The sequence below is a fragment of the Salinibacterium sp. NG253 genome (assembly GCF_015864945.1).
Taxonomy (GTDB): domain Bacteria; phylum Actinomycetota; class Actinomycetes; order Actinomycetales; family Microbacteriaceae; genus Rhodoglobus.
Genome location: NZ_JADYWF010000003.1, coordinates 1 through 19,044, shown reverse-complemented (window position 1 = coordinate 19,044; position 19,044 = coordinate 1). Strand labels below are relative to the sequence as shown.

The 19,044-nt window shown below is 61.1% G+C and carries 18 protein-coding genes and 1 riboswitch; of the genes, 14 read left to right on the top strand and 4 right to left on the bottom strand.

Features of this window, described 5'->3' with window-relative positions; translation table 11 throughout:
- The 6 genes from rsgA to I6E52_RS12940 all read left to right on the top strand — a co-directional run bounded on the left by rsgA (nucleotide 1) and on the right by I6E52_RS12940 (nucleotide 6,615).
- Nucleotides 1-1,062 carry a ribosome small subunit-dependent GTPase A gene (gene rsgA, locus I6E52_RS12965; protein ID WP_197158111.1) on the top strand — a complete coding sequence of 354 codons (1,062 nt, stop codon included), beginning with the start codon at nucleotides 1-3 and terminating at the stop codon, nucleotides 1,060-1,062.
- Between the two features lie 2 nt (nucleotides 1,063-1,064).
- Nucleotides 1,065-1,856 (top strand): inositol monophosphatase family protein, encoded by a 792-nt coding sequence (locus I6E52_RS12960; RefSeq protein ID WP_197126450.1) that lies wholly within the window; start codon nucleotides 1,065-1,067, stop codon nucleotides 1,854-1,856.
- 96 nt (nucleotides 1,857-1,952) lie between these two features.
- Entirely contained in the window at nucleotides 1,953-2,453 is a 501-nt protein-coding gene (locus tag I6E52_RS12955) for a septum formation family protein (RefSeq protein WP_197126448.1), read from the top strand.
- 144 nt (nucleotides 2,454-2,597) lie between these two features.
- On the top strand, nucleotides 2,598-3,872 hold the full coding sequence (locus tag I6E52_RS12950) for a bifunctional alpha/beta hydrolase/OsmC family protein (protein ID WP_197158109.1): 1,275 nt from the start codon (nucleotides 2,598-2,600) through the stop codon (nucleotides 3,870-3,872).
- An 80-nt stretch (nucleotides 3,873-3,952) separates the two neighbouring features.
- Entirely contained in the window at nucleotides 3,953-4,783 is an 831-nt protein-coding gene (locus I6E52_RS12945; protein WP_197158107.1) for a siderophore-interacting protein, read from the top strand.
- 134 nt (nucleotides 4,784-4,917) lie between these two features.
- Nucleotides 4,918-5,013, top strand: a riboswitch (glycine riboswitch).
- 147 nt (nucleotides 5,014-5,160) lie between these two features.
- Nucleotides 5,161-6,615: an L-serine ammonia-lyase gene (locus I6E52_RS12940; RefSeq protein WP_374059117.1), complete on the top strand. Its 1,455-nt coding sequence runs from the start codon at nucleotides 5,161-5,163 to the stop codon at nucleotides 6,613-6,615.
- Between the two features lie 26 nt (nucleotides 6,616-6,641).
- Here I6E52_RS12940 and I6E52_RS12935 read toward each other — a convergent pair whose 3' ends face one another.
- The 3 genes from I6E52_RS12935 to I6E52_RS12925 form a co-directional block, all read right to left on the bottom strand.
- Complete coding sequence (locus tag I6E52_RS12935; protein ID WP_197158105.1) at nucleotides 6,642-7,391, bottom strand: pyrimidine reductase family protein; 750 nt, start codon at nucleotides 7,389-7,391, stop codon at nucleotides 6,642-6,644.
- 5 nt (nucleotides 7,392-7,396) lie between these two features.
- Nucleotides 7,397-8,302 carry a dihydropteroate synthase gene (gene folP / locus I6E52_RS12930; RefSeq protein WP_197158103.1) on the bottom strand — a complete coding sequence of 302 codons (906 nt, stop codon included), beginning with the start codon at nucleotides 8,300-8,302 and terminating at the stop codon, nucleotides 7,397-7,399.
- Nucleotides 8,303-8,452: 150 nt separating this feature from the next.
- Nucleotides 8,453-9,085, bottom strand: a complete 633-nt coding sequence (locus I6E52_RS12925; protein WP_197158101.1) for a TetR/AcrR family transcriptional regulator — start codon at nucleotides 9,083-9,085, stop codon at nucleotides 8,453-8,455.
- A gap of 207 nt (nucleotides 9,086-9,292) precedes the next feature.
- Here I6E52_RS12925 and I6E52_RS12920 point away from each other — a divergent pair, with 207 nt between their 5' ends.
- The 7 genes from I6E52_RS12920 to I6E52_RS12890 all read left to right on the top strand — a co-directional run bounded on the left by I6E52_RS12920 (nucleotide 9,293) and on the right by I6E52_RS12890 (nucleotide 17,710).
- Entirely contained in the window at nucleotides 9,293-10,945 is a 1,653-nt protein-coding gene (locus I6E52_RS12920) for an ABC transporter substrate-binding protein (protein ID WP_197158098.1), read from the top strand.
- 148 nt (nucleotides 10,946-11,093) lie between these two features.
- Nucleotides 11,094-11,918: an ABC transporter ATP-binding protein gene (locus I6E52_RS12915; protein ID WP_197158096.1), complete on the top strand. Its 825-nt coding sequence runs from the start codon at nucleotides 11,094-11,096 to the stop codon at nucleotides 11,916-11,918.
- Complete coding sequence (locus tag I6E52_RS12910; protein WP_197158094.1) at nucleotides 11,915-12,724, top strand: ABC transporter ATP-binding protein; 810 nt, start codon at nucleotides 11,915-11,917, stop codon at nucleotides 12,722-12,724. Before I6E52_RS12915 ends, I6E52_RS12910 begins: the two co-directional genes overlap by 4 nt.
- Complete coding sequence (locus I6E52_RS12905) at nucleotides 12,721-13,800, top strand: ABC transporter permease (RefSeq protein WP_197158092.1); 1,080 nt, start codon at nucleotides 12,721-12,723, stop codon at nucleotides 13,798-13,800. The genes I6E52_RS12910 and I6E52_RS12905 overlap by 4 nt, the downstream gene beginning before the upstream one ends.
- Nucleotides 13,801-13,803: 3 nt before the next feature.
- Nucleotides 13,804-14,883, top strand: coding sequence for an ABC transporter permease (locus tag I6E52_RS12900; protein WP_374059115.1), 1,080 nt, complete (start codon nucleotides 13,804-13,806; stop codon nucleotides 14,881-14,883).
- Complete coding sequence (locus tag I6E52_RS12895; protein WP_307842541.1) at nucleotides 14,880-17,177, top strand: glycoside hydrolase family 3 N-terminal domain-containing protein; 2,298 nt, start codon at nucleotides 14,880-14,882, stop codon at nucleotides 17,175-17,177. The genes I6E52_RS12900 and I6E52_RS12895 overlap by 4 nt, the downstream gene beginning before the upstream one ends.
- Nucleotides 17,178-17,356: 179 nt before the next feature.
- Complete coding sequence (locus I6E52_RS12890; RefSeq protein WP_197158090.1) at nucleotides 17,357-17,710, top strand: DUF488 domain-containing protein; 354 nt, start codon at nucleotides 17,357-17,359, stop codon at nucleotides 17,708-17,710.
- 186 nt (nucleotides 17,711-17,896) lie between these two features.
- Here I6E52_RS12890 and I6E52_RS12885 read toward each other — a convergent pair whose 3' ends face one another.
- Nucleotides 17,897-18,115 (bottom strand): SCO4848 family membrane protein, encoded by a 219-nt coding sequence (locus I6E52_RS12885; RefSeq protein ID WP_197158088.1) that lies wholly within the window; start codon nucleotides 18,113-18,115, stop codon nucleotides 17,897-17,899.
- Nucleotides 18,116-18,188: 73 nt separating this feature from the next.
- On the opposite strand from I6E52_RS12885, the gene I6E52_RS12880 reads away from it, so the two are divergent.
- Nucleotides 18,189-18,851 carry a YigZ family protein gene (locus tag I6E52_RS12880; protein WP_197158086.1) on the top strand — a complete coding sequence of 221 codons (663 nt, stop codon included), beginning with the start codon at nucleotides 18,189-18,191 and terminating at the stop codon, nucleotides 18,849-18,851.
- Nucleotides 18,852-19,044: the final 193 nt, after the last annotated feature.

Here is a 19,044-nt window from a genome sequence, read left to right as displayed (position 1 = left end):
ATGAGTTGGCTCACGGGCGATGACGACGATGATGACCGCAAGTACAGCGAATACGACGAGAGTTCGATTCGCATGCGACCGAACCCCAAGGCCAATAAGCCACGGAGCAAGATTCGCCCCGACCACGCCGACGCCATTGAGGGGCGCGTCTTTAGCGTCGATCGCGGGCGTTATGGAGTCTGGGTAGACGAGGGAACGCCAGACGAACGCCAAATCATTGCCGCTCGTGCGCGTGAACTCGGCCGCAACCAACAGGGCAAAGTGTCGGTCGTCACCGGTGACTGGGTCGATCTCGTCGGCGATACAACCGGCACCGAAGGCACTCTCGCGCGCATCGTGCGCATCCGAGAGCGCACCACACTGCTTCGCCGCAGCGCCGACGACACGGATGCCGTCGAACGCATCATTGTCGCCAACGCCGACCAGATGCTCATCGTTGTTGCCGCCGCCGACCCGGAGCCGCGACCGCGACTCGTCGACCGCTATCTCGTGGCGGCCTTTGATGCGGGGATTGATCCCATCCTGTGCATCACCAAGACTGACCTGCAAGATCCGGCGCCGTTTTTGGAGAACTTTGCCGGTCTCGATCTGACAGTGATCGAGAGCCGTTCAGACGAGGTTCCCCTCGACGAGCTGCGCGCGCTCCTGGAAGGCCACACTACGGTTGCGGTTGGCCACTCGGGAGTGGGCAAATCGACGCTCGTCAATGCTCTTGTGCCCGACGCTAATCGCGCGGTCGGCCATGTCAACGCAGTCACGGGGCGCGGGCGTCACACGTCGTCGTCGACCATTTCGTATCGCGTGGGCACCGGCTGGGTCGTCGATACTCCCGGAGTTCGATCCTTTGGCCTCGGTCACATCGACCCGAGCAAGATCTTGTCGTCGTTTACCGACTTGGCCGAGCTTGCCGAAGAATGTCCGCGCGGCTGCACTCACTTGCCCGATGCCCCCGACTGCGCGATCGCTGAAGCGGTCGCAGCCGGAGCGCTCGGCGAGGTCGGCAAGTTGCGCCTCGACTCGTTCCAGCGGCTCATCACGACACTCGGTTCCGCTAGCGTGTAGTCGTGACCGAATACACTCTCGCCGACGATCTTTCCCTCGCGCTCGCCCTTGCCGGCGATGCCGACCTCATCTCGCTCGACCGCTTCACCGCCCTCGACCTCGAAGTCACGACTAAGCCCGACCGCACGCCGGTCACGGATGCCGACAAAGCTGTTGAGCGCAGCATCCGTGCCGGAATTGCTGCTGCCCGCCCCGGAGACTCGATTCTCGGAGAAGAGTATGGCGAGGCCGGAGACTCGAACCGCCAGTGGATTATCGATCCCATCGATGGCACCTCCAACTTTTTGCGCGGCGTCCCCATCTGGGGAACGCTTATCTCGCTCGTCATCGATGGTGTGCCCCAGGTTGGCGTGGTCAGTTCCCCCGCACTGGGTAAGCGGTGGTGGGCGGCAACCGGTCACGGCGCTTTCGCTCAGGCCCGCGATGGCGAGCCCGAACAGATCTCAGTGAGCAAGGTGTCTTCGCTTGAGGCGGCATCCATCAGCTACAACAGCCTGCCGGGCTGGGATGAAGCTGGTCGCCTCGATGCAGTTGTTGCGTTGACTCGTGCCACGTGGCGTTCGCGCGCAATCGGCGATATGTGGGCGTACATGCTGCTCGCCGAAGGTGCGCTCGATGTCGTGGGCGAATTCGATCTGAAGCCTTACGATATGGCGGCTCTGATCCCCATTGTGTTGGAAGCCGGCGGTCGTTTCACTTCTGTTGAAGGCGTTCCCGGACCGTGGGAAGGTAACGCTCTGGCAACAAATGGCGTGCTCCACGACGAAGTTCTAGGGTTTTTGGGCTCTCATTAGCGTTTTTCCCGCTTCTTCCACCTGTGAATGTGCTGAATTTCACTAAGCTTGAGAAGAACGAAGCGTGACCACCTCAGACGAAAGAGACCCACTTCTATGACGACAGATAACATCTGGCGCCGGACGCTCGCCATCGCCACCATTGCTGTTGCAGCCGTGGCGCTCAGTGGCTGCAGCATCATCGATCAAGTTACGAACGAAATTTCGGATGCCGTCGACCCCGGAGCCGGCACCACTCAAGATATCTTCAGCCTCGTTATTGGTGACTGCGAAGTCGGCAACCAAGATGGCGGCGAAGTTTCCAGCACCAAGACCATCGACTGCGCCGAGCCGCACGATGCAGAGGTTTACGCGGCGTCCTACATGGCCGACGGCGACTTCCCCGGTGACTCCGCAATCGAAGATCAGGCAACGGCTGACTGCTACGCAGAGTTCGGAACCTTTATCGGCGCAGAGTACGAAGACTCGGTCTACGACTTCTCCTGGTACTACCCCACCGAGGGCAGCTGGTCAGAGGGCGACCGCGAGATCTTGTGTCTCGTCTACGACCCCTCCGGCGACCAGATCAGCGGTTCGCTTGCAGGTGCCGCGGAGTAATTTTCTTTTCAGAACGGCTGGCGAAGACACCGTCTTTGCCAGCCGTTCTGGCGTTAACGGGAAGAACTGAGAGCATGGGGGCGTTGCATCCGGTATCCGGATAAGAAACGCTGGAGCAAGTCGACACGAAAGCGGTAACGGACAATGAAGATCGAATTCCCCGGCTCCAACGGCTCCATGCTGGCGGCCCGCCTCGACCTCCCCGAAGGCACCCCTTCCGCCTACGCGCTCTTCGCTCACTGCTTCACGTGTTCGAAGGACTCATTCGCTGCCTCACGTATTTCGAAAGCACTCGTCGACTACGGCATCGCCGTCTTGCGCTTCGACTTCACTGGCTTGGGCGGCTCCGACGGTGATTTTTCTAACACCAACTTCAGCTCAAACATCGATGATGTTGTGGCCGCCACCGAATATCTCGGCACCAACTACCGCGCCCCCACGATCCTCATTGGACACTCCCTGGGCGGAGCCGCCGTGCTCGCTGCAGCCCATCGCGTGCCCTCGACGCGTGCTGTCGTCACACTCGGCAGCCCAAGCGACCCTGCCCACATCACGAACCTGTTCGCCCACGCGAGCGAGGAAATTGTGACTGCGGGAGAAGCAATGGTTCAGCTGGGCGGCCGCGAGTTCCGCATCCGCAAACAACTCCTCGACGACATTGCCGCACAGCCTCAGTCGGTTCGACTGCGCGATCTGAATGCCGCACTTTTGGTCATGCACTCCCCCATCGATCAGACCGTGGGCATCGACAACGCGCGGGAGATTTTCGAAACAGCGAAGCACCCCAAGTCGTTCGTGGCTCTCGATGGTGCGGATCATCTCCTGAGCAATCGTGATGATGCTGCTTTCGCGGCCAGCATGATCGCGGCCTGGTCGGCTCGCTATGCTTTCGACCACACCGCAGCCCCAGAACCGCGGGCGAGCAGTGCTGGACCGAAGACTTCACCGGTCGTCGACAACCCGAGCGCCTCGATCACCGCCGATGGCAGTTCGGTGATCGTCACCGAGAGCGGCCCTGCGCGCTACGAACAGCGCGTCTTTGCTTCGGGTCACGAGCTCATCTCTGATGAGCCTGCACCGCTGAGCGAAAATCATGGCCCAGCACCCTATGACCTTGTCTTGGCCGGGCTTGGAAGCTGCACTTCCATCACCATCAGGATGTACGCCGACCGCAAGAAGATGCCGTTGAAGTCGGTCAGCGTTCGGCTGAGTCGCGAGCGTATCGACGCGGCCGCGTGCGAGCACTGCACCTCGACCGAAGGAATGGTCGAGCATTTCACACGCGAGCTCACGTTCGAGGGCGACCTCACCGCCGAGCAACGTGCTTCGCTTCTCGTCATTGCCGACAAGTGCCCCGTGCATCGCTCGCTCAAGGGCGAAATCTCCATCACGACGACAGAAACCACGCCGTCGCTCTAGCTCTCCCCGCACGCGAGGGTTACAGTAGTTAGGTAAGCCTAACTTTTATCGAAATGAGCTGGCGCCCGCGCCCATCGCCTATGACAATTGAACGTGACTCCGTCAAGCATCCCCTCGTCATCCGCCACCTGACAGTGAGCGCCGTCAGCCACCCGGCGCCGTCGATTGCGCGCATCACCCTCAGCGGTGATGAACTCGCCGGATTTGTCAGCAGTGGCCCCACCGACCACGTCAAAGTATTCTTTCCCGATCCCGCAACCGGCGTGCTCACTGCACCCACGATGACCGCCGATGGAATCAAGAAGCCCAAGGGCGAGGGCAAGGTTATCTCGCGTGACTACACCCCGCTCGGCTTCCGCAGCGATGCTGGTCGTCACGAGCTCGACATCGACTTCGTCGTCCACGGAGACGAGGGGCCCGCCTCCGCCTGGGCCGGAAAAGCCGCCGCTGGCGACAGCCTCGTGATCGCCGGTCCGCGGGGATCACGACTGCTGCCCGTTGGCGCAACCCACGTCATCCTGATCGCGGACGAAACGGCGTTCCCGGCAGCCTCGCGCTGGATCGACATGCTCCCCACCTCGGTAAACATCACCGCCCTATTCGATGTCGCCGACGAAAGCCTTGAGAGCTACTTCAGCGACGAGCTGAAGGCACGCATGGATGCCGGTTGGTTCTATCGCCGAGACGGCCTCGGTCAGCTGGAAGCCGCGTTGCGCGCGCTCGGCGAAATCGGCGAGTCGACCTTCGTGTTCCTTGCGGGAGAAGCGACAACTCTGGTTCCGCTCCGCCGCTACCTGCGTCGTGAGCTAGGCCTCCCCAAGCAGCAAGTAACAGCCGACGGTTACTGGCGCCGTGGAGTGACAAACGCTGACCACCACGAGCCGATCGATCCCTCAGACCCCGAGGACTAAGCGGTCTTTACGAGCGCGCGTTTCGCAGCGCTGAGGGGCGGAACGCTCGCTCGACTGAGCACCAGTCCGGCGCGAGATTGACGGGTCTGCGAGGCAGGCTCAAGTGTATGCTGATGGCACAAGTGAACAGCCGTCATTCCGCTGCGGGAGAGTCCTTCCGATCGATGGTTGGCGCCGTAGGAGCAAACCCTCTCCGGGAATCTCTCAGGCCCCAGTACCGCAGTGGATAGGCAACTCTGAAAAGTAGTCGGCCCTGTCCGACTCGCCGACGGGGCAACGCAACGCCACAAGCGTGCGGAAACTCTCAGGCCCAATACAGAGCGGAGAGGACTCAACGACGCCCGCACGACGCAGTGTGGTGAAGAAACGGAGTCACCGTGGCCATTCGCAATCTGACCCCCCGAACTGAAGTACCAACGCCCTCGCTCGAAGAGGTGCCCCTCAGCAGCTTCGATCTGTTCACTGTTGGCATCGGCCCGTCCAGTTCACACACGGTCGGCCCCATGCGCGCGGCTGCGTCCTTCGCCGCTGATCTTTCCGACCACGGGATGCTCGACTCTGTCGCCACTCTCAGCGTTCGCCTCTACGGTTCTCTCGCCGCAACCGGTGCTGGCCACGGCACGATGAGCGCGGTACTGATTGGTTTGGAAGGCAAGTTGCCCGACCGCGTGCTCCCCGCGGAGATGGAACAGATTCTGGCCCGCATCGAAGAATCCGGGTTGTTGCGCTTGGGCGCGAGTCACGATGTGCCGTTCCGCGAGTCCGACATCGCCCTGCACCCGCTCACCGTTCTCGATGGGCATCCGAACGGCATGCGCTTTGCGGCATACAATGCGGATGGCACCGCAATTCTCGAGGCAACCTACTTCTCGATCGGTGGCGGTTTCATCTATCGCGAGGGCGACAACCGTGATGGCAGCTCCTCTAGCGGCCCAGCCGCCGTGGCGGATCCGCTGCCGTTTCGCACTGCAGCGCAATTGCTCGCGCACTGTCGCGCCGAGGGGCTCAGCTTCAGCGGCGTGATGTTGCGCAACGAGTTGGCGCGCCGTCCCGAGTCTGAGGTGGTTGCTGGGCTCCTGCACATCCGCGATGTTATGGATGAGTGCAAGAACAACAGCCTTGAGCGCACCGGCAACCTGCCCGGCAATTTGAAGGTGCGGCGCCGGGCTCCCGAATGGCACCGACGCCTGCGTGAAGAAGACCCCAACCGCGATCCGAACTTTTGGCAGGAATGGGTCAACCTCGTTGCCCTCGCCGTCAACGAAGAAAATGCCTCGGGTGGCCGGGTCGTCACTGCCCCCACCAACGGTGCTGCCGGCATCATCCCGGCCGTGCTGTTCTACGCGACCCACTACGCACCAGGCATGAAAGACGCCGACCAGGCGACGAAGGATGACGCTACCGTGCGCTTCTTGCTGGCCAGCGCGGCCGTGGGCGTGCTCTACAAGCGCATGGCTTCCATCTCGGGAGCCGAGGTCGGGTGTCAGGGCGAGGTCGGCTCAGCCTCTTCCATGGCGGCCGCGGGACTCGCAGAGATTCTCGGCGGAACCCCCGCGCAGGTCGAGAATGCGGCCGAGATTGCGATGGAACACAACCTCGGACTCACGTGCGATCCCATTGGTGGACTCGTGCAAATTCCGTGCATTGAACGCAACGCGATTGCTGCCTCGAAGGCGATCAATGCCGCGAAGATGGCGTTGTGGGGCGATGGCGAGCACCGCGTCTCGCTCGATGAGGTCATCATCACCATGGCCGAGACCGGCAAGGATATGAGTTCGCGCTACAAGGAAACGTCGATGGGCGGTCTCGCCGTCAACGTCGTCGAGTGCTAGCGCGCGCGTATCGCAACGACAACGCGCTAGCGAGCGGCGCGGAGGTAGCGCAGCAGTAGCGTGCCATCGGGCGCGGACAGCGCGTGCGCGAGCGACATGTTTTGCGGTGTCGCATCCGCCGCGTCCACAATGCGTCGCGCCGAGCCGCCTTCAAGCCGCGGGCTCACGGTGAGGCAAAGCTCGTCGACAACGCCTTGGGCAATCATGGTCGCGAAGAGTGTCGGACCGCCTTCGCTATGCTGCTGAACTAGCCCGCGTTCCGCCAGAAGGTGTTTCATCTCGACGGTATCTACGGCAGCATCCCCCGCAATGATCACGTCAGCAACCTCTTCGATTCGTTTACGGCTCTCCGCGGGTGCGCTCTCGGTGGTCACCACGAGGGGGCGCGTCGCGTAGCTGCCCAGGTCTCCCGGCTCCAGCCGCAGGGATGCCGTCACTATGGCAAACGGTGGCTGAGCGGCGAGTCCTTGCGCAGTCCGCCACTCTGCAGACTCCTCGTCGAGAGCGAGATTGCGGTAGCCCTCCTGCCGCACCGTTCCCGCACCAACGACGATAACATCCGCAAGCCGTCGAAGCAGCCCGAAGACACGACCGTCTGAGTCCGTGCCAAGCCCACCAGACACACCCTCGTGGGTGGCAGCGCCATCGATGCTCGACACAAAGTTCGCGCGCAACCACGGCACTGATCGATCAGCCACCGCGTAGCTCGCGAGAAGTTGCTCGTCGGTGAGCGGCGCCCCAGCGCTGAGGGAATGGATGTCGGATGCGTCGGCCACGGTGCCTACCTTTCGTTGATGTCGGACATGTTGTGCTTCAGCAGCGCCGGCTCGCGGAGCCCCAGGATCGCTTCCGTCATGCGCACGGCAGCTACCGTTTCAGCGACCTCGTGCACCCGCACCACCCTCGCGCCATTGAGGATGGCTGCCACGGCGGCTGCGAGCGAACCTTCTAACCGTTCACGCTTCGGCTTATCAAGCACTTCGCCGATGAAGTCTTTATTGGAGAGCGCGACGAGGGTCGGCAACCCGAGTTCGGTGATTACGTCGAGGCGGCGCGTGAGCTCGAGGCTGTGCAGCGTGTTCTTGTTCAGGTCGTGCCCCGGATCGATGAAGAGCCGATCGTCGGCAACTCCAGAATCCACAGCTTGCTCGACTCGGCTCTGCAGAAAGTCCCGCACCTCTGCCGCAACATCGTCGTACTGCGGCCGAGCGAACTGGGTGCGTGGCTGCGCCCGCGAGTGAACAAGAATGAGCGATGCATCGCTGGCAGCGACAACGCCGGCGAGGTCAGGATCGCTCAAGCCTGTCGTGTCATTAATCACCGTGGCTCCGGCCGCGATGCTGCGGCGTGCAACCTCAGCGTGGAAGGTGTCGACGGAGATCACGACGTCGGATGCTTCGCGAAGCGCCTGCACCACAGGAACGACGCGCTGGCACTCCTCCTCCACGCTCAGAGGGTCGCCCGGAGCGAACGGAACGCCACCAATATCGATCCAATCGGCTCCCTGCTCGACAGCCCGCAGCGACGCGGCAACAGCATTCTCAAGCGCGTAGTTGGTTCCCGCATCGTAAAAGGAATCGGGCGTGCGATTCACGATCGCCATCACCGCAACCTGGCGCGAGAAATCAAAGGTTCGATCGCCAATAGTCCGTCGTGGATTCCGCAGCGGCGGGAGCTCAAAACTCATACTCCCCATACTGGGCGACGATGCTGACAAGCGCATCTCAGCCTCACCGGGCCGCGCAGTGCGGAGGGCTAGTCTCGCCGCGATTAATTGCGCGGGCTAGCGCCTAAGCTCATGAGCGCAGCGAATGGCGACGCTCACGTTTGCCGCCCCTCAGGACAGCGCTGACCGCGCCGGAGCAATCACGGAGTCGACGATCGCTTCGATAGCGAATTCCGATGCTCGGCCGAGGTCGACGGTCTTGGGGTCGAGGAGCCACTGCACTTGCAGCCCGTCCATCACCGCCAAAATGCTGGCGGATGCGAGGTCGATCTTTTCTTTCGACGTGATTCCGTGCTCGGCGCACACAATCTCAAAGGCGTCGGAGACCGCACCGCGCAGCACTTCATACCGCTTTTCGAAGAAGTCGCGCCCGGGGTGATCGTCTGTCACCGACTCCGCAGACAGCACAGCATAGGCCTGAACGATACCCGGGCGGCCCTCATTGATAAACGCCGTGCGAACTAGGTGGCGGAAAAGTGCGATCCCGTCCGGGATATGTTGCTCTTCGAGATCAGCAACGTCTGTCTCATCGCGGAGGGCGAGCACTTCGAGAAGAAGTTTGTCCTTTGAACCAAAGTGATGAAGGATTCCGGCGTGAGTCATGCCCACTTCGTCGGCAATCTCTTGCAGCGTTCCGCCGGTAAAGCCTTTGTTGCCAAAGATTTCGACCGCGGCGTCGAGGATGTCACGGCGCCGAGCGAGCGTCTCAGGCCGGGAACGGGGTGGCCGCCGATTACCTGCCATGGTTCGCCTCCCCCTTTAGCTGCTTTCCGGATGAAAGTATATCCGCGCACGAGCATCGAGATCGACTAAACGGATGCTTGCTTAACTTACTTACTTGATTGTAAGGTAAACCCGCACTCAGTTCGACACCGTCGTCGTCCTTCGGACACGCCCGGCGTCATACACTCACACGCACAGGGTCGTGCGCCCACACGAAGGAGAATAGCAATGAGGCTAAGAACATCGATCGGTGCCATCGGCATCGCGGCGGCGCTGGCGCTGACCGGCTGCGCCACGAGCGGCGGCGATAGCGGTAGCGGTAGCGGCGCGGCACTCACAATCGCAAAACCAGATGGCGCGATTACCACTGAATCGCACAACCCCTATTTGGGCGACTCGTCAGCGTCGAAGTATGGCTATGCCAAAGTCATTTTCGAAACTCTGGCTCTCGTCAATCCGACAGGCGACCTCAGCACTACCCCGTGGCTCGCGGAGTCCGTGGAGTGGAACGACGACTACACCGAGCTGACTGTCGTGCCCCGCAGCGGCGTGACCTGGAGTGACGGCACCGCCTTTACGGGCGACGATATCGTGTTCACGTTTGACCAGTTCCTCAACGGTACGCTCGCCGACACCAGCGGCCTCAACTACGAGGGTGCGACTGTCGACGGAGACGCCATCACGCTCACGTTCGGCGACTCGAAGTATGTCGCGCAGGCTCGCGTTCTGCACACCCCCATAGTGCCCAAGCACATTTGGGAGAACATCGAAGACCCCAACACTGACCCACTCACCGCAGAAGGTCTCGCTGTCGGCACCGGTCCCTACGTTCTCGACAACTGGTCGACGGAATCTGTCACTCTCACGGCGAACCCGAACTACTGGGGCGGCGACCTGGCGGTGCCGGAACTGCACTACGTTTCGTACGGCGACAACGCAGCCCTCACCACCGCGCTCGTCTCTGGCGAAGCCGACTGGGCGCAGGCGTTCATCCCACAAATTGAGGCGAGCTACCTAGCCGCGGATGAGGCGAATCATTTCCTCGTGTCGCCCACCGCGGGAGCAGGCACCCTGTTCATGAACCTTCAGACGAAGCCGTTCAATGACCCGGCTCTCCGCGAAGCGTTGGCATGGACTATCGATCGTCAGGCCTATGTCGACATCGCGCGTGAAGGAGCGAGCGAGGCGATTTGGAGCGTGACCGGGCTGAGCGATCTTCTCGAGAATGAAATCCTGCCCGAGTACAGCGGCCAGAATTACAAGGTTGACATCGATAAAGCGAAGCAAATCCTTACGGACGCTGGCTACACCTGGCAAAACGAGAGCCTGATTGACCCCGATGGCGAGACCGTCTCGTTCTCGATCTCGGTTCCTGCTGGCTGGAGTGACTGGAACACTGAGCAGGCTCTGCTCGCTGAAGAACTGAGCGAAGGCCTCGGCATCGATGTCAACGTTGACCAGCCTGACTGGGGCGGCTGGGACGCCGCGCGTCAAGAAGGAACGTTCCAGGCGATCATCCACTGGCTCGAAGACACGGGCAATGCATATGGCCTGTACACCTCGACCATGGACACCAAGTGGATCGTCGATGATCGCGCTCAGTTCAACTTCGGACGATTCGACGACTCCGCGGTCACTGAAGCGTTGAACACCTACGCGAACACCGCTTCCGACGATGAGCGAACGGCTGCTCTCGAGGTTATCCAGACAGCCTTCGTAGACAACGTTCCCGCGATTCCGCTTGGGGCGCACCCGCTCCTCGGCGAATACAACACCCGGAACTACGTTGGGTTCCCCACCGAGGACGATCAATACGCGTCAGCGGATCCGACTCAACCGGGAATTGTGCAGATCCTTGCGAAGCTGACACCAGCTAGTTAGCTAACGGGCTAACAACTCCACCTCTGGCGGGGCAGTGCGTCTATCGCACTCGCCCCGCCAGCCAGTCAGCCAGCCAGTCAGCCATCAGGAATAAGTCGTCAGGCGCTAGACACCAAGCGCTAGGCACCAAGAAAGCGAGCATGAACCAATGGGAGAATCCCTGCTCTCCGTCAGAGACTTCTCGGTCGTCTACGACGTCGATCCGCCCGTGGAGGCCGTTACCAACGTCAACATTGACCTTCGTCGCGGCGAGATCCTCGGGCTGGCCGGCGAGAGCGGATGCGGCAAGACCACCCTTGCCTACGGAGTCCAGCGACTTCTCAAAGCCCCCGCGGTAATTACCAGCGGGTCCGTCGTCTTCCACGACTCGTCGGGCGAGGACATTGAGATCAACGCGCTAGACCCCGAAGACATGCGCCGGTTTCGTTGGGACAAGATCTCTATGGTGTTCCAGGGCGCCATGAACTCTCTCAACCCCGTAGCGACAATCGGATCTCAGCTCGAAGACGTTTTCGAGGTCCACCGGCCGACACACACCAAAGCGCAGCGACGCACCGCGGTTGGTGAACTTCTTGAGATCGTCAAAGTTGGCGCGCAGCGGTACCGCTCCTTTCCCCACGAGCTGTCCGGCGGTATGCGCCAGCGCGTAATGATCGCTATGGCACTCGCCCTCCGTCCGCAGCTGATGGTGATGGATGAGCCAACCACAGCGCTCGATGTGCTCGTTCAGCGCGAAATCCTGCGTCAAATTTCTGCCCTGCGCCATGAATTCGGCTTCTCTGTCATCTTCATCACACATGACCTCCCCCTTCTGCTCGAAATCAGCGATCGCATCGCGATCATGCGGGACGGCGAGATCGTTGAGCTCGACACGGCAGAGCAAATCTGGACTAATCCGCAAGACGATTACACAAAGTCACTACTGGCATCCTTCCCGCGCCTCACCGGTGAGAAAGGCCTGGTTTCGCGATGAGCCTTCTCGAATTCGATGCTGTCACCAAGATTTACTCCGTACGGGGCGCCGGCCAGATTAAGGCGCTGGATGATGTGAGCTTTACGCTCAAGTCCGGCCACACAACCGGGCTTGTCGGTCAGTCAGGAAGCGGCAAGTCGACAATCGCGAAGATTCTCACTCAACTCGAAACGCCAACGACCGGCGAGGTGCGTTTGGGGGGAAAGCCGATCCCCCGTCGCGGGAAGGGTCTTCGCTCCTACCGCCAGCAGCTGCGTATGGTCTTCCAAGATCCGTTCGCCTCGCTCAACCCGTACCACTCGATCGGCTACCACATCCAGCGTCCGCTTCAGCTCGACAATGTCGTGCCGAAGGAACAGCTCGACGACGAAGTGCGACGCCTTCTCGGCCGCGTCCACCTCGAGCCAAACACCGTCATCGACCGACGACCGCACGAACTTTCGGGAGGCCAGCGGCAGCGGGTTGCCATTGCCCGCGCGCTTGCTTCTCGGCCACAGTTCCTCGTCGCCGATGAACCGGTCTCGATGCTCGATGTGTCAATCCGTCTCGGGGTGCTGAACTTACTCGCCGATCTGCAACGCGAAGAGGGCCTCGGCGTGCTGTATATCACCCACGATCTGGCGACCGCTCGCCACTTCAGCGACGAGATTATCGTTCTCAACCAGGGTCGGGTGGTCGAACGCGGAGCCGCCGATGACGTCATACTTCGCCCGCAAAACCCATACACACAGAGGCTTCGTGCGGCATCCCCCGATCCCGATAGGCACTTCGGGTCGGCAACCGGCATTCTCGGAGGAACCCAGTGACCGCTATCCAGCCTCAGCCTTTCACCGACGATTCTGACAGCGTCGACGCTGACACCACCCCCACGAACGCCGTTAAAGGACACTCGCGTATCCCCTGGAGGTTCCTCGGCGGCCGCGCGCTGTTCTACCTCTTCACGCTCTGGGCCGCGATCACGATCAACTTTTTCCTGCCCCGCATGATGAAGGGCGATGCGGTCACCCAATACCTCGCCCGGAACCGCAACGTCACTCCCGAGGCCGCCGAGGCGCTGCGCTCGCTCCTCGGCCTCGACACCGATAAAACACTTCTGCAGCAGTATGTGGAGTACCTAGGTCTTCTGCTTCGCGGAGATCTCGGAGTCTCACTGCTGCACGGCCTGCGCCCTGTCACCGAAGTCATCAGTCAATCCCTCCCCTGGACTCTGGGTCTCGTAGGCTTCGCGACCCTCATCTCTTTCGCGATCGGAACCATCGGCGGCGCGATCGTCGGATGGCGACGCGGGAGCAAGCTCGATGCCCTCATTCCCATCACAACATTCCTGAGCACCATCCCTTACTTCTGGCTTGGCCTACTCGCAATCGCCCTCTTCTCGGTGAACCTCGGCTGGTTCCCGATCGGCAAGGCATACGGCGTGGGCATTTCGCCGGAGCTGTCGTTCGAGTTCATCGGCCAGGTGATCCATCACGGAACCTTGCCAGCGCTTACCATCGTCATCGCGTCACTGGGCGGATGGATGCTCGGCATGCGCAACATGATGCTCACCGTGCTTGATGAGGACTATGTCATGGTCGCGCAGGCCAAAGGAATGCCCAACAATCGGGTGCTCTGGCGGTATGCAGCGCGCAATGCCGTGCTCCCCCAGATCCAGAGTTTCGCCTTGTCCATTGGATTCATAGTCGGCGGCACGATCGTGATGGAGGTGGTGTTCAGCTACCCGGGGCTTGGCAAACTGCTCCTCGATGCCACCAATGCGAAGGACTACGCGCTCATGCAGGGTGTCTTCCTCGTGATCACTCTCTCAGTGTTGCTGGCGAATGTGCTCGCAGACATTGCCTACGCATTCCTTGACCCGCGCACACGCCAGACGGAGGACTGAGCCATGAAAACAAGTGTGAACGATACCTCGACCAGCCGCCCGGCGTGGACTCCAGAAACTGCGCTTATCAATACACTCCACAAGCGCCGCGGTGGCTACGGTCCCGAGAAACCAACGTTCTGGACGAAGCTGGGTTCAGCCTTTGCGATGTTCCGTAACGGCAAATCGATCGCGGGACTGTCGATCCTCGGCTTTTTCGTACTCGTGGCAATATTCGCTGATGTGCTGGCGCCATATTCGCCCACAGCCATCGACAACACCGCTCGTTTTCAACCCCCGTCCGCGGCGCACTGGTTGGGCACCACCCACATCGGCGAGGATGTGTTGAGTCAAGTAATCCACGGCACCCGTGGTGTCATCGTTGTGGGCTTTCTTGCTGCAATCATCGCCACCACGATCGCGATTATCGTCGGAGTTATCTCTGGCTACGTACGAGGCTGGCGCAGCGAGGGACTCTCTGCTCTCACGAATGTCTTCCTTGTGATCCCGGGGTTGCCGCTCATCATCATCGTTGCATCGATGTTTGATGATCCACCTTTGATCCTGATCGCTGCGGTACTTGGTGTCATCGGATGGGCGTGGGGCGCGCGGGTGTTGCGCGCCCAGACGATGTCTCTACGCAATCGCGATTTCATTCAAGCAGCGCGCGCCAACGGTGAGCCCCTCCATCGAATCATCTTGGTCGAAATGCTGCCCAACCTCATGGCGCTTATCGCTGCGAGTTTCGTAGGAACCGTGACCGCCGCGATCCTCGGGCTTACAACGCTCTCGTACATCGGGGTTATTCCGGTCACAACCTACAACTGGGGCACGATTCTCAATTGGGCAGGCGCCCAAGGCGCGTTTCGCCAAGATCAGTGGTGGTGGTACATGCCTCCGGGACTCTGCATCGCGGCCATCGGCGTCGCTCTGTCGCTGATCAATTTCGGCATCGACGAGTACGTCAACCCACGATTGAGGTCTGCCGGAGAACGGGCACGGGCAATGAAGAAGAAGGGCCTGAACGTCAACGACACTGTGACAGCCGTTCGGCCAGCGACTACAGCATCAGCATCAGCATCACTAACGACGGAGAACTCGTGACCGGCACCAACACCACCGCCCCCCTCTACCGCGACCCGACAAGTACCGTCGACGACAGAGCCCTCGACCTCCTCTCGCGAATGACCGTGGAGGAGAAGGTCGGGCAGATGATGCAGCTCGACGCGCGCGAGGACCTGCCAGAACAAGTACTGCGTCAACACGTGGGGTCGATCTTGCACGCGTCGCCCGAACGCCTTGCAATCGCGCACGAGCTTGTAGCCCAAACCCGGCTTCAGATCCCGCTCATCGTCGGCGAGGACTGCATCCATGGCCACTCGTTTTTCGAAGGTGCCACCATTTTCCCGACTCAACTCGGAATGGCTGCGTCGTGGGATCCCGACCTGCTCGAGCGTGTCGCGCGGGCTACCGCTAAAGAAGTCGCTGCCACCGGGGTGCACTGGACCTTTTCGCCTGTGTTGTGTATCGCTCGCGACCTGCGCTGGGGGCGTATCAACGAGACGTTTGGCGAGGACCCCTTCCTCATCGGAGAACTCGCTTCGGCTATGGTGCGGGGGTATCAAGGCGATGGTCCCAACGACACCACAGCCATCCTCGCGACCGCCAAACACTTTGCCGGATACTCCGAAACTCAAGGTGGGCGCGACGCCAGCGAAGCTGACATTTCACGGCGCAAGCTCCGCTCCTGGTTCCTTCCGCCATTCGAACGAGTGGCGAAGGAAGGCTGCCGCACTTTCATGCTGGGGTATCAGACGACCGACGGCGTGCCAATTACAATCAACGATTGGCTTCTCAACGATGTACTGCGCGGCGAATGGGGCTACACCGGAACCCTCATCACCGACTGGGACAACGTCGGGCGCATGGTCTGGGAACAGCAGGTTCAACCGGATTACGCACACGCCGCAGCCGCAGCCGTCAAGGCCGGCAATGACATGGTCATGACAACTCCCGGGTTCTTCCACGGTGCTCTCGAGGCCATCGAACGAGGTCTGCTCGTTGAGGAAGATCTCGACCCTGCGGTCTCACGCATCTTGCGCCTGAAATTCGAGTTCGGGCTTTTCGAGAATCCACGACACCCCGATGCCAGCCGGATCGACACGGTTCTCGCAAGCGAACCGCACCGTACCCTCAATCGTGAGGCTGCCCGTCGCTCGCTCGTTCTCCTGCGCAACGACGGCACACTCCCCCTCCTCAATGCGCCGGATGAGGATGCCCCCGCCCTTTCAGAGGCAACGCCGCGCCGAGTGGCGGTAGTGGGACCTCTCGCTGACGATGCGCAAACGCAGCTCGGCGACTGGGCTGGCTCATCGGGGCAGGCAGACTGGCTGCCGAACGGACACCCCCGCGACATGATCACGACCACTCTCGATGGTCTACGCCTCGCTTGCCCCGCTGATTGGACCATCGACTACGCAGAGGGTGCCAACATACTGACGCTCGACGATGATCCTGAAGGTGCGTTTTTCCCTGATGGTCAGCCACGCCCACCGTTAGTGGTGCCCTGCCCGCCAGATGAAAAGATGATCGCCGCCGCGGTGTCCGCGGCACGCCAGAGCGACGTCGCCGTTGTGGTCGTCGGAGACAGAATCGAACTAGTCGGCGAAGGCCGCTCGACCGCGACCCTTGAACTCATTGGTGGCCAGAACGCGCTCATCGATGCGATCGCGGAAACAGGGACGCCCTTTGTTCTCGTTCTTCTCGCCTCAAAACCCCTCGTGCTACCACCGTCGGCTGAGCGCGCGGCCGCTCTGCTGTGGGCCGCAAACCCCGGCATGGAGGGTGGTCAGGCAATCGCCGAAGTGCTCCTCGGGATCGTCGAGCCGAGCGGACGCCTTCCGATTTCTTTCGCGCGTCACGCCGGGCAACAGCCCACCTACTACAACCAGATTCGCGGCCAACATGGAAACCGTTACGCTGACCTCACCCAGAGCCCCGCGTATGCATTCGGAGAGGGACTCTCCTATACGACGGTCGAATACGACAACCTTCGGATCATCGGGGACGAATACGGCCTCGACGGCACCGTTCAGGCAGAGGTGACAGTGACAAATACCGGTACCCGACCGACACGCGAGGTTGTTCAGGTATACATCCGCGATCAAGTCACATCCGTGAGTTGGGCAGACAAGGAGCTCAAGACTTACCGCCTCGTCGAGCTCAACCCAGGCGAGTCCCAGCTGGTTTCGATCGAACTCGACGTTGCCGACTGCACGCTTGTAGATGCCAACGCGACGCGTCGCGTCGAGCCGGGAACCTTTGAATTGCTCGTCGGGCCCTCGTCGCGCAACGAAGTGCTCCTCGCGGCGCCGTTCTCCGTCCTCGCATCCGGATAGGAACCGGTGACGACCCCCTGACTCTGGGGATACGGCGAACCAGAAGGGATTCCTCGACTTCGGCCGCTAATTGCGCGCTCCGTTCCCCCAAGGAAAACTGACCTTGTAGCCCACTATCCCTATACTGGGCGACACAACCGACCTCCCCAGCGGGATCCGCGTAGACAAGGTTCTAACCCGTGACCACATTCACGATTGCTCGAATATATGGCGTACAAGAGAATGCCGACGCCTACAGAATTCTCGTCGACAGACTCTGGCCGCGCGGCATTACACAGACAGACGCTGCGCTCGACGAATGGTGCAAAGACCTGGCGCCTACTTCGGAACTACGAAAGTGGTGGAACCACGATCCGGAATCCCTGAACGAATTCGCCGACCGCTATCGTGCGGAGCTCGACGACAACGTCCTGCTCCCCGACATCCTGAGTCGACTAACCACGCATGCGCACGTCACACTGCTCTATGGGGCTAAAGATCCTCACGTAAACCACGCTGTGATTCTCCGCGACTACCTTGCCGAGCACTCCTGAGCGGTTCTGGGCCCGTGCACGGTTCTGCGCTCGGCACCCCGAAACGACGGATCTCTGCGACATCATCGCCGGACCCGCACGACAAACTACTGCGGGAGGAGAAACGCCCCGCAACAATGGACGCAGCGGCTAGTGCCACAGCGATCGCCTAGAGAAGCCAGCAGCTAGCAGCTAGAGCGGCGATAGTTAGCCACGCAGCAGCAGAAGCATGCCGGCAAGCACGGATGCCGCAGCAATCGCCAATGCGATACCGAGCAGCACAGCGTGCACACGGTAGAACGCGGTGGTGTTTCCCGCTGTGTCGCGCGCCCGCGGGTCAGCGCTGACGCGCTTGAAGAATCGCGGCCACGCGATGACATTGAACAGCGCACTGATAAACAGAATGATTGCGGCAAACAGCTCCATGATGTTCTCAGCCTACGCCGCGCTCGTGAGCCCTTGCGCCACCATCTGGATGCGAGTGCGAGACAATAGATGGATGCTCGAGTACACGTTACGCGGAGGCCCCGACGCCGGCGCCGAAGCCGAACTCGAAGTCAAACGCTCACGCTTCCTCTGCCGCATAGTCCGAGTCGACACCGAAGCGGATGCCCGAGACGTCATCGAACAGGCGCGTAAAACTCATTGGGATGCGCGGCACCACTGCTCTGCGTTTGTCCTCGGCTCTTCAACTGAGCCAGATCAGGTCCGCCGATCAAACGATGATGGTGAGCCGTCAGGGACCGCCGGACGCCCCATTCTCGACGTGATCACTGGCCGCAGTCTCATTGATTGCGTTGCGGTGGTTACACGCTATTTCGGCGGCACCCTCTTGGGCACCGGCGGCCTCATCCGTGCCTACTCGGATGCCACGGCACTTGCCATCGACGGCTTGCGGGCCCAGAAGCGTCTTGTTCTGCGATCACGGCGTGAGCTGTTTCAGTTAGCACTCCCCCATTCGGATGCCGGCCGGGTTGAGTCTGAGCTGCGCCAACACGGCGTCACGGTAGTCGGCACCGAGTACGGCAGCGCAGCGGTGATGACGTTGGCGGCGGACCCTGGCGACGAATCAGCTCTGGCCGAGCGGGTTGCTGGCATCACGTCGGGCGCGCGGTCACTCATGAGCGTCGGCTCCGAGTGGGTGGACGCGGAGCTCCGTTAGCCCTGCGCTGCAGGTCTGTCCGCTCGTCGCCGAGCTTCGATCGAAAGAAAACTTCACCCGGCGGTGGACAGCGATTGTCTGGTGGTTAAAGCAAAATAGCCACACCCCGAAGGGTGTGGCTATTTTACAATTGAAGTCCGGCGGTGTCCTACTCTCCCACAAGGTCCCCCTTGCAGTACCATCGGCGCAGAGA

Bases quoted from the DNA above. Each gene is read 5' to 3' on its own strand.
- rsgA (WP_197158111.1), top strand. From the start codon at position 1: ATGAGTTGGCTCACGGGCGATGACGACGATGATGACCGCAAGTACAGC.
- I6E52_RS12955 (WP_197126448.1), top strand. From the start codon at position 1,953: ATGACGACAGATAACATCTGGCGCCGGACGCTCGCCATCGCCACCATT.
- I6E52_RS12950 (WP_197158109.1), top strand. From the start codon at position 2,598: ATGAAGATCGAATTCCCCGGCTCCAACGGCTCCATGCTGGCGGCCCGC.
- I6E52_RS12945 (WP_197158107.1), top strand. From the start codon at position 3,953: ATGACAATTGAACGTGACTCCGTCAAGCATCCCCTCGTCATCCGCCAC.
- folP (WP_197158103.1), bottom strand. From the start codon at position 8,302: ATGAGTTTTGAGCTCCCGCCGCTGCGGAATCCACGACGGACTATTGGC.
- I6E52_RS12925 (WP_197158101.1), bottom strand. From the start codon at position 9,085: ATGGCAGGTAATCGGCGGCCACCCCGTTCCCGGCCTGAGACGCTCGCT.
- I6E52_RS12920 (WP_197158098.1), top strand. From the start codon at position 9,293: ATGAGGCTAAGAACATCGATCGGTGCCATCGGCATCGCGGCGGCGCTG.
- I6E52_RS12915 (WP_197158096.1), top strand. From the start codon at position 11,094: ATGGGAGAATCCCTGCTCTCCGTCAGAGACTTCTCGGTCGTCTACGAC.
- I6E52_RS12910 (WP_197158094.1), top strand. From the start codon at position 11,915: ATGAGCCTTCTCGAATTCGATGCTGTCACCAAGATTTACTCCGTACGG.
- I6E52_RS12900 (WP_374059115.1), top strand. From the start codon at position 13,804: ATGAAAACAAGTGTGAACGATACCTCGACCAGCCGCCCGGCGTGGACT.
- I6E52_RS12885 (WP_197158088.1), bottom strand. From the start codon at position 18,115: ATGGAGCTGTTTGCCGCAATCATTCTGTTTATCAGTGCGCTGTTCAAT.
- I6E52_RS12880 (WP_197158086.1), top strand. From the start codon at position 18,189: ATGCTCGAGTACACGTTACGCGGAGGCCCCGACGCCGGCGCCGAAGCC.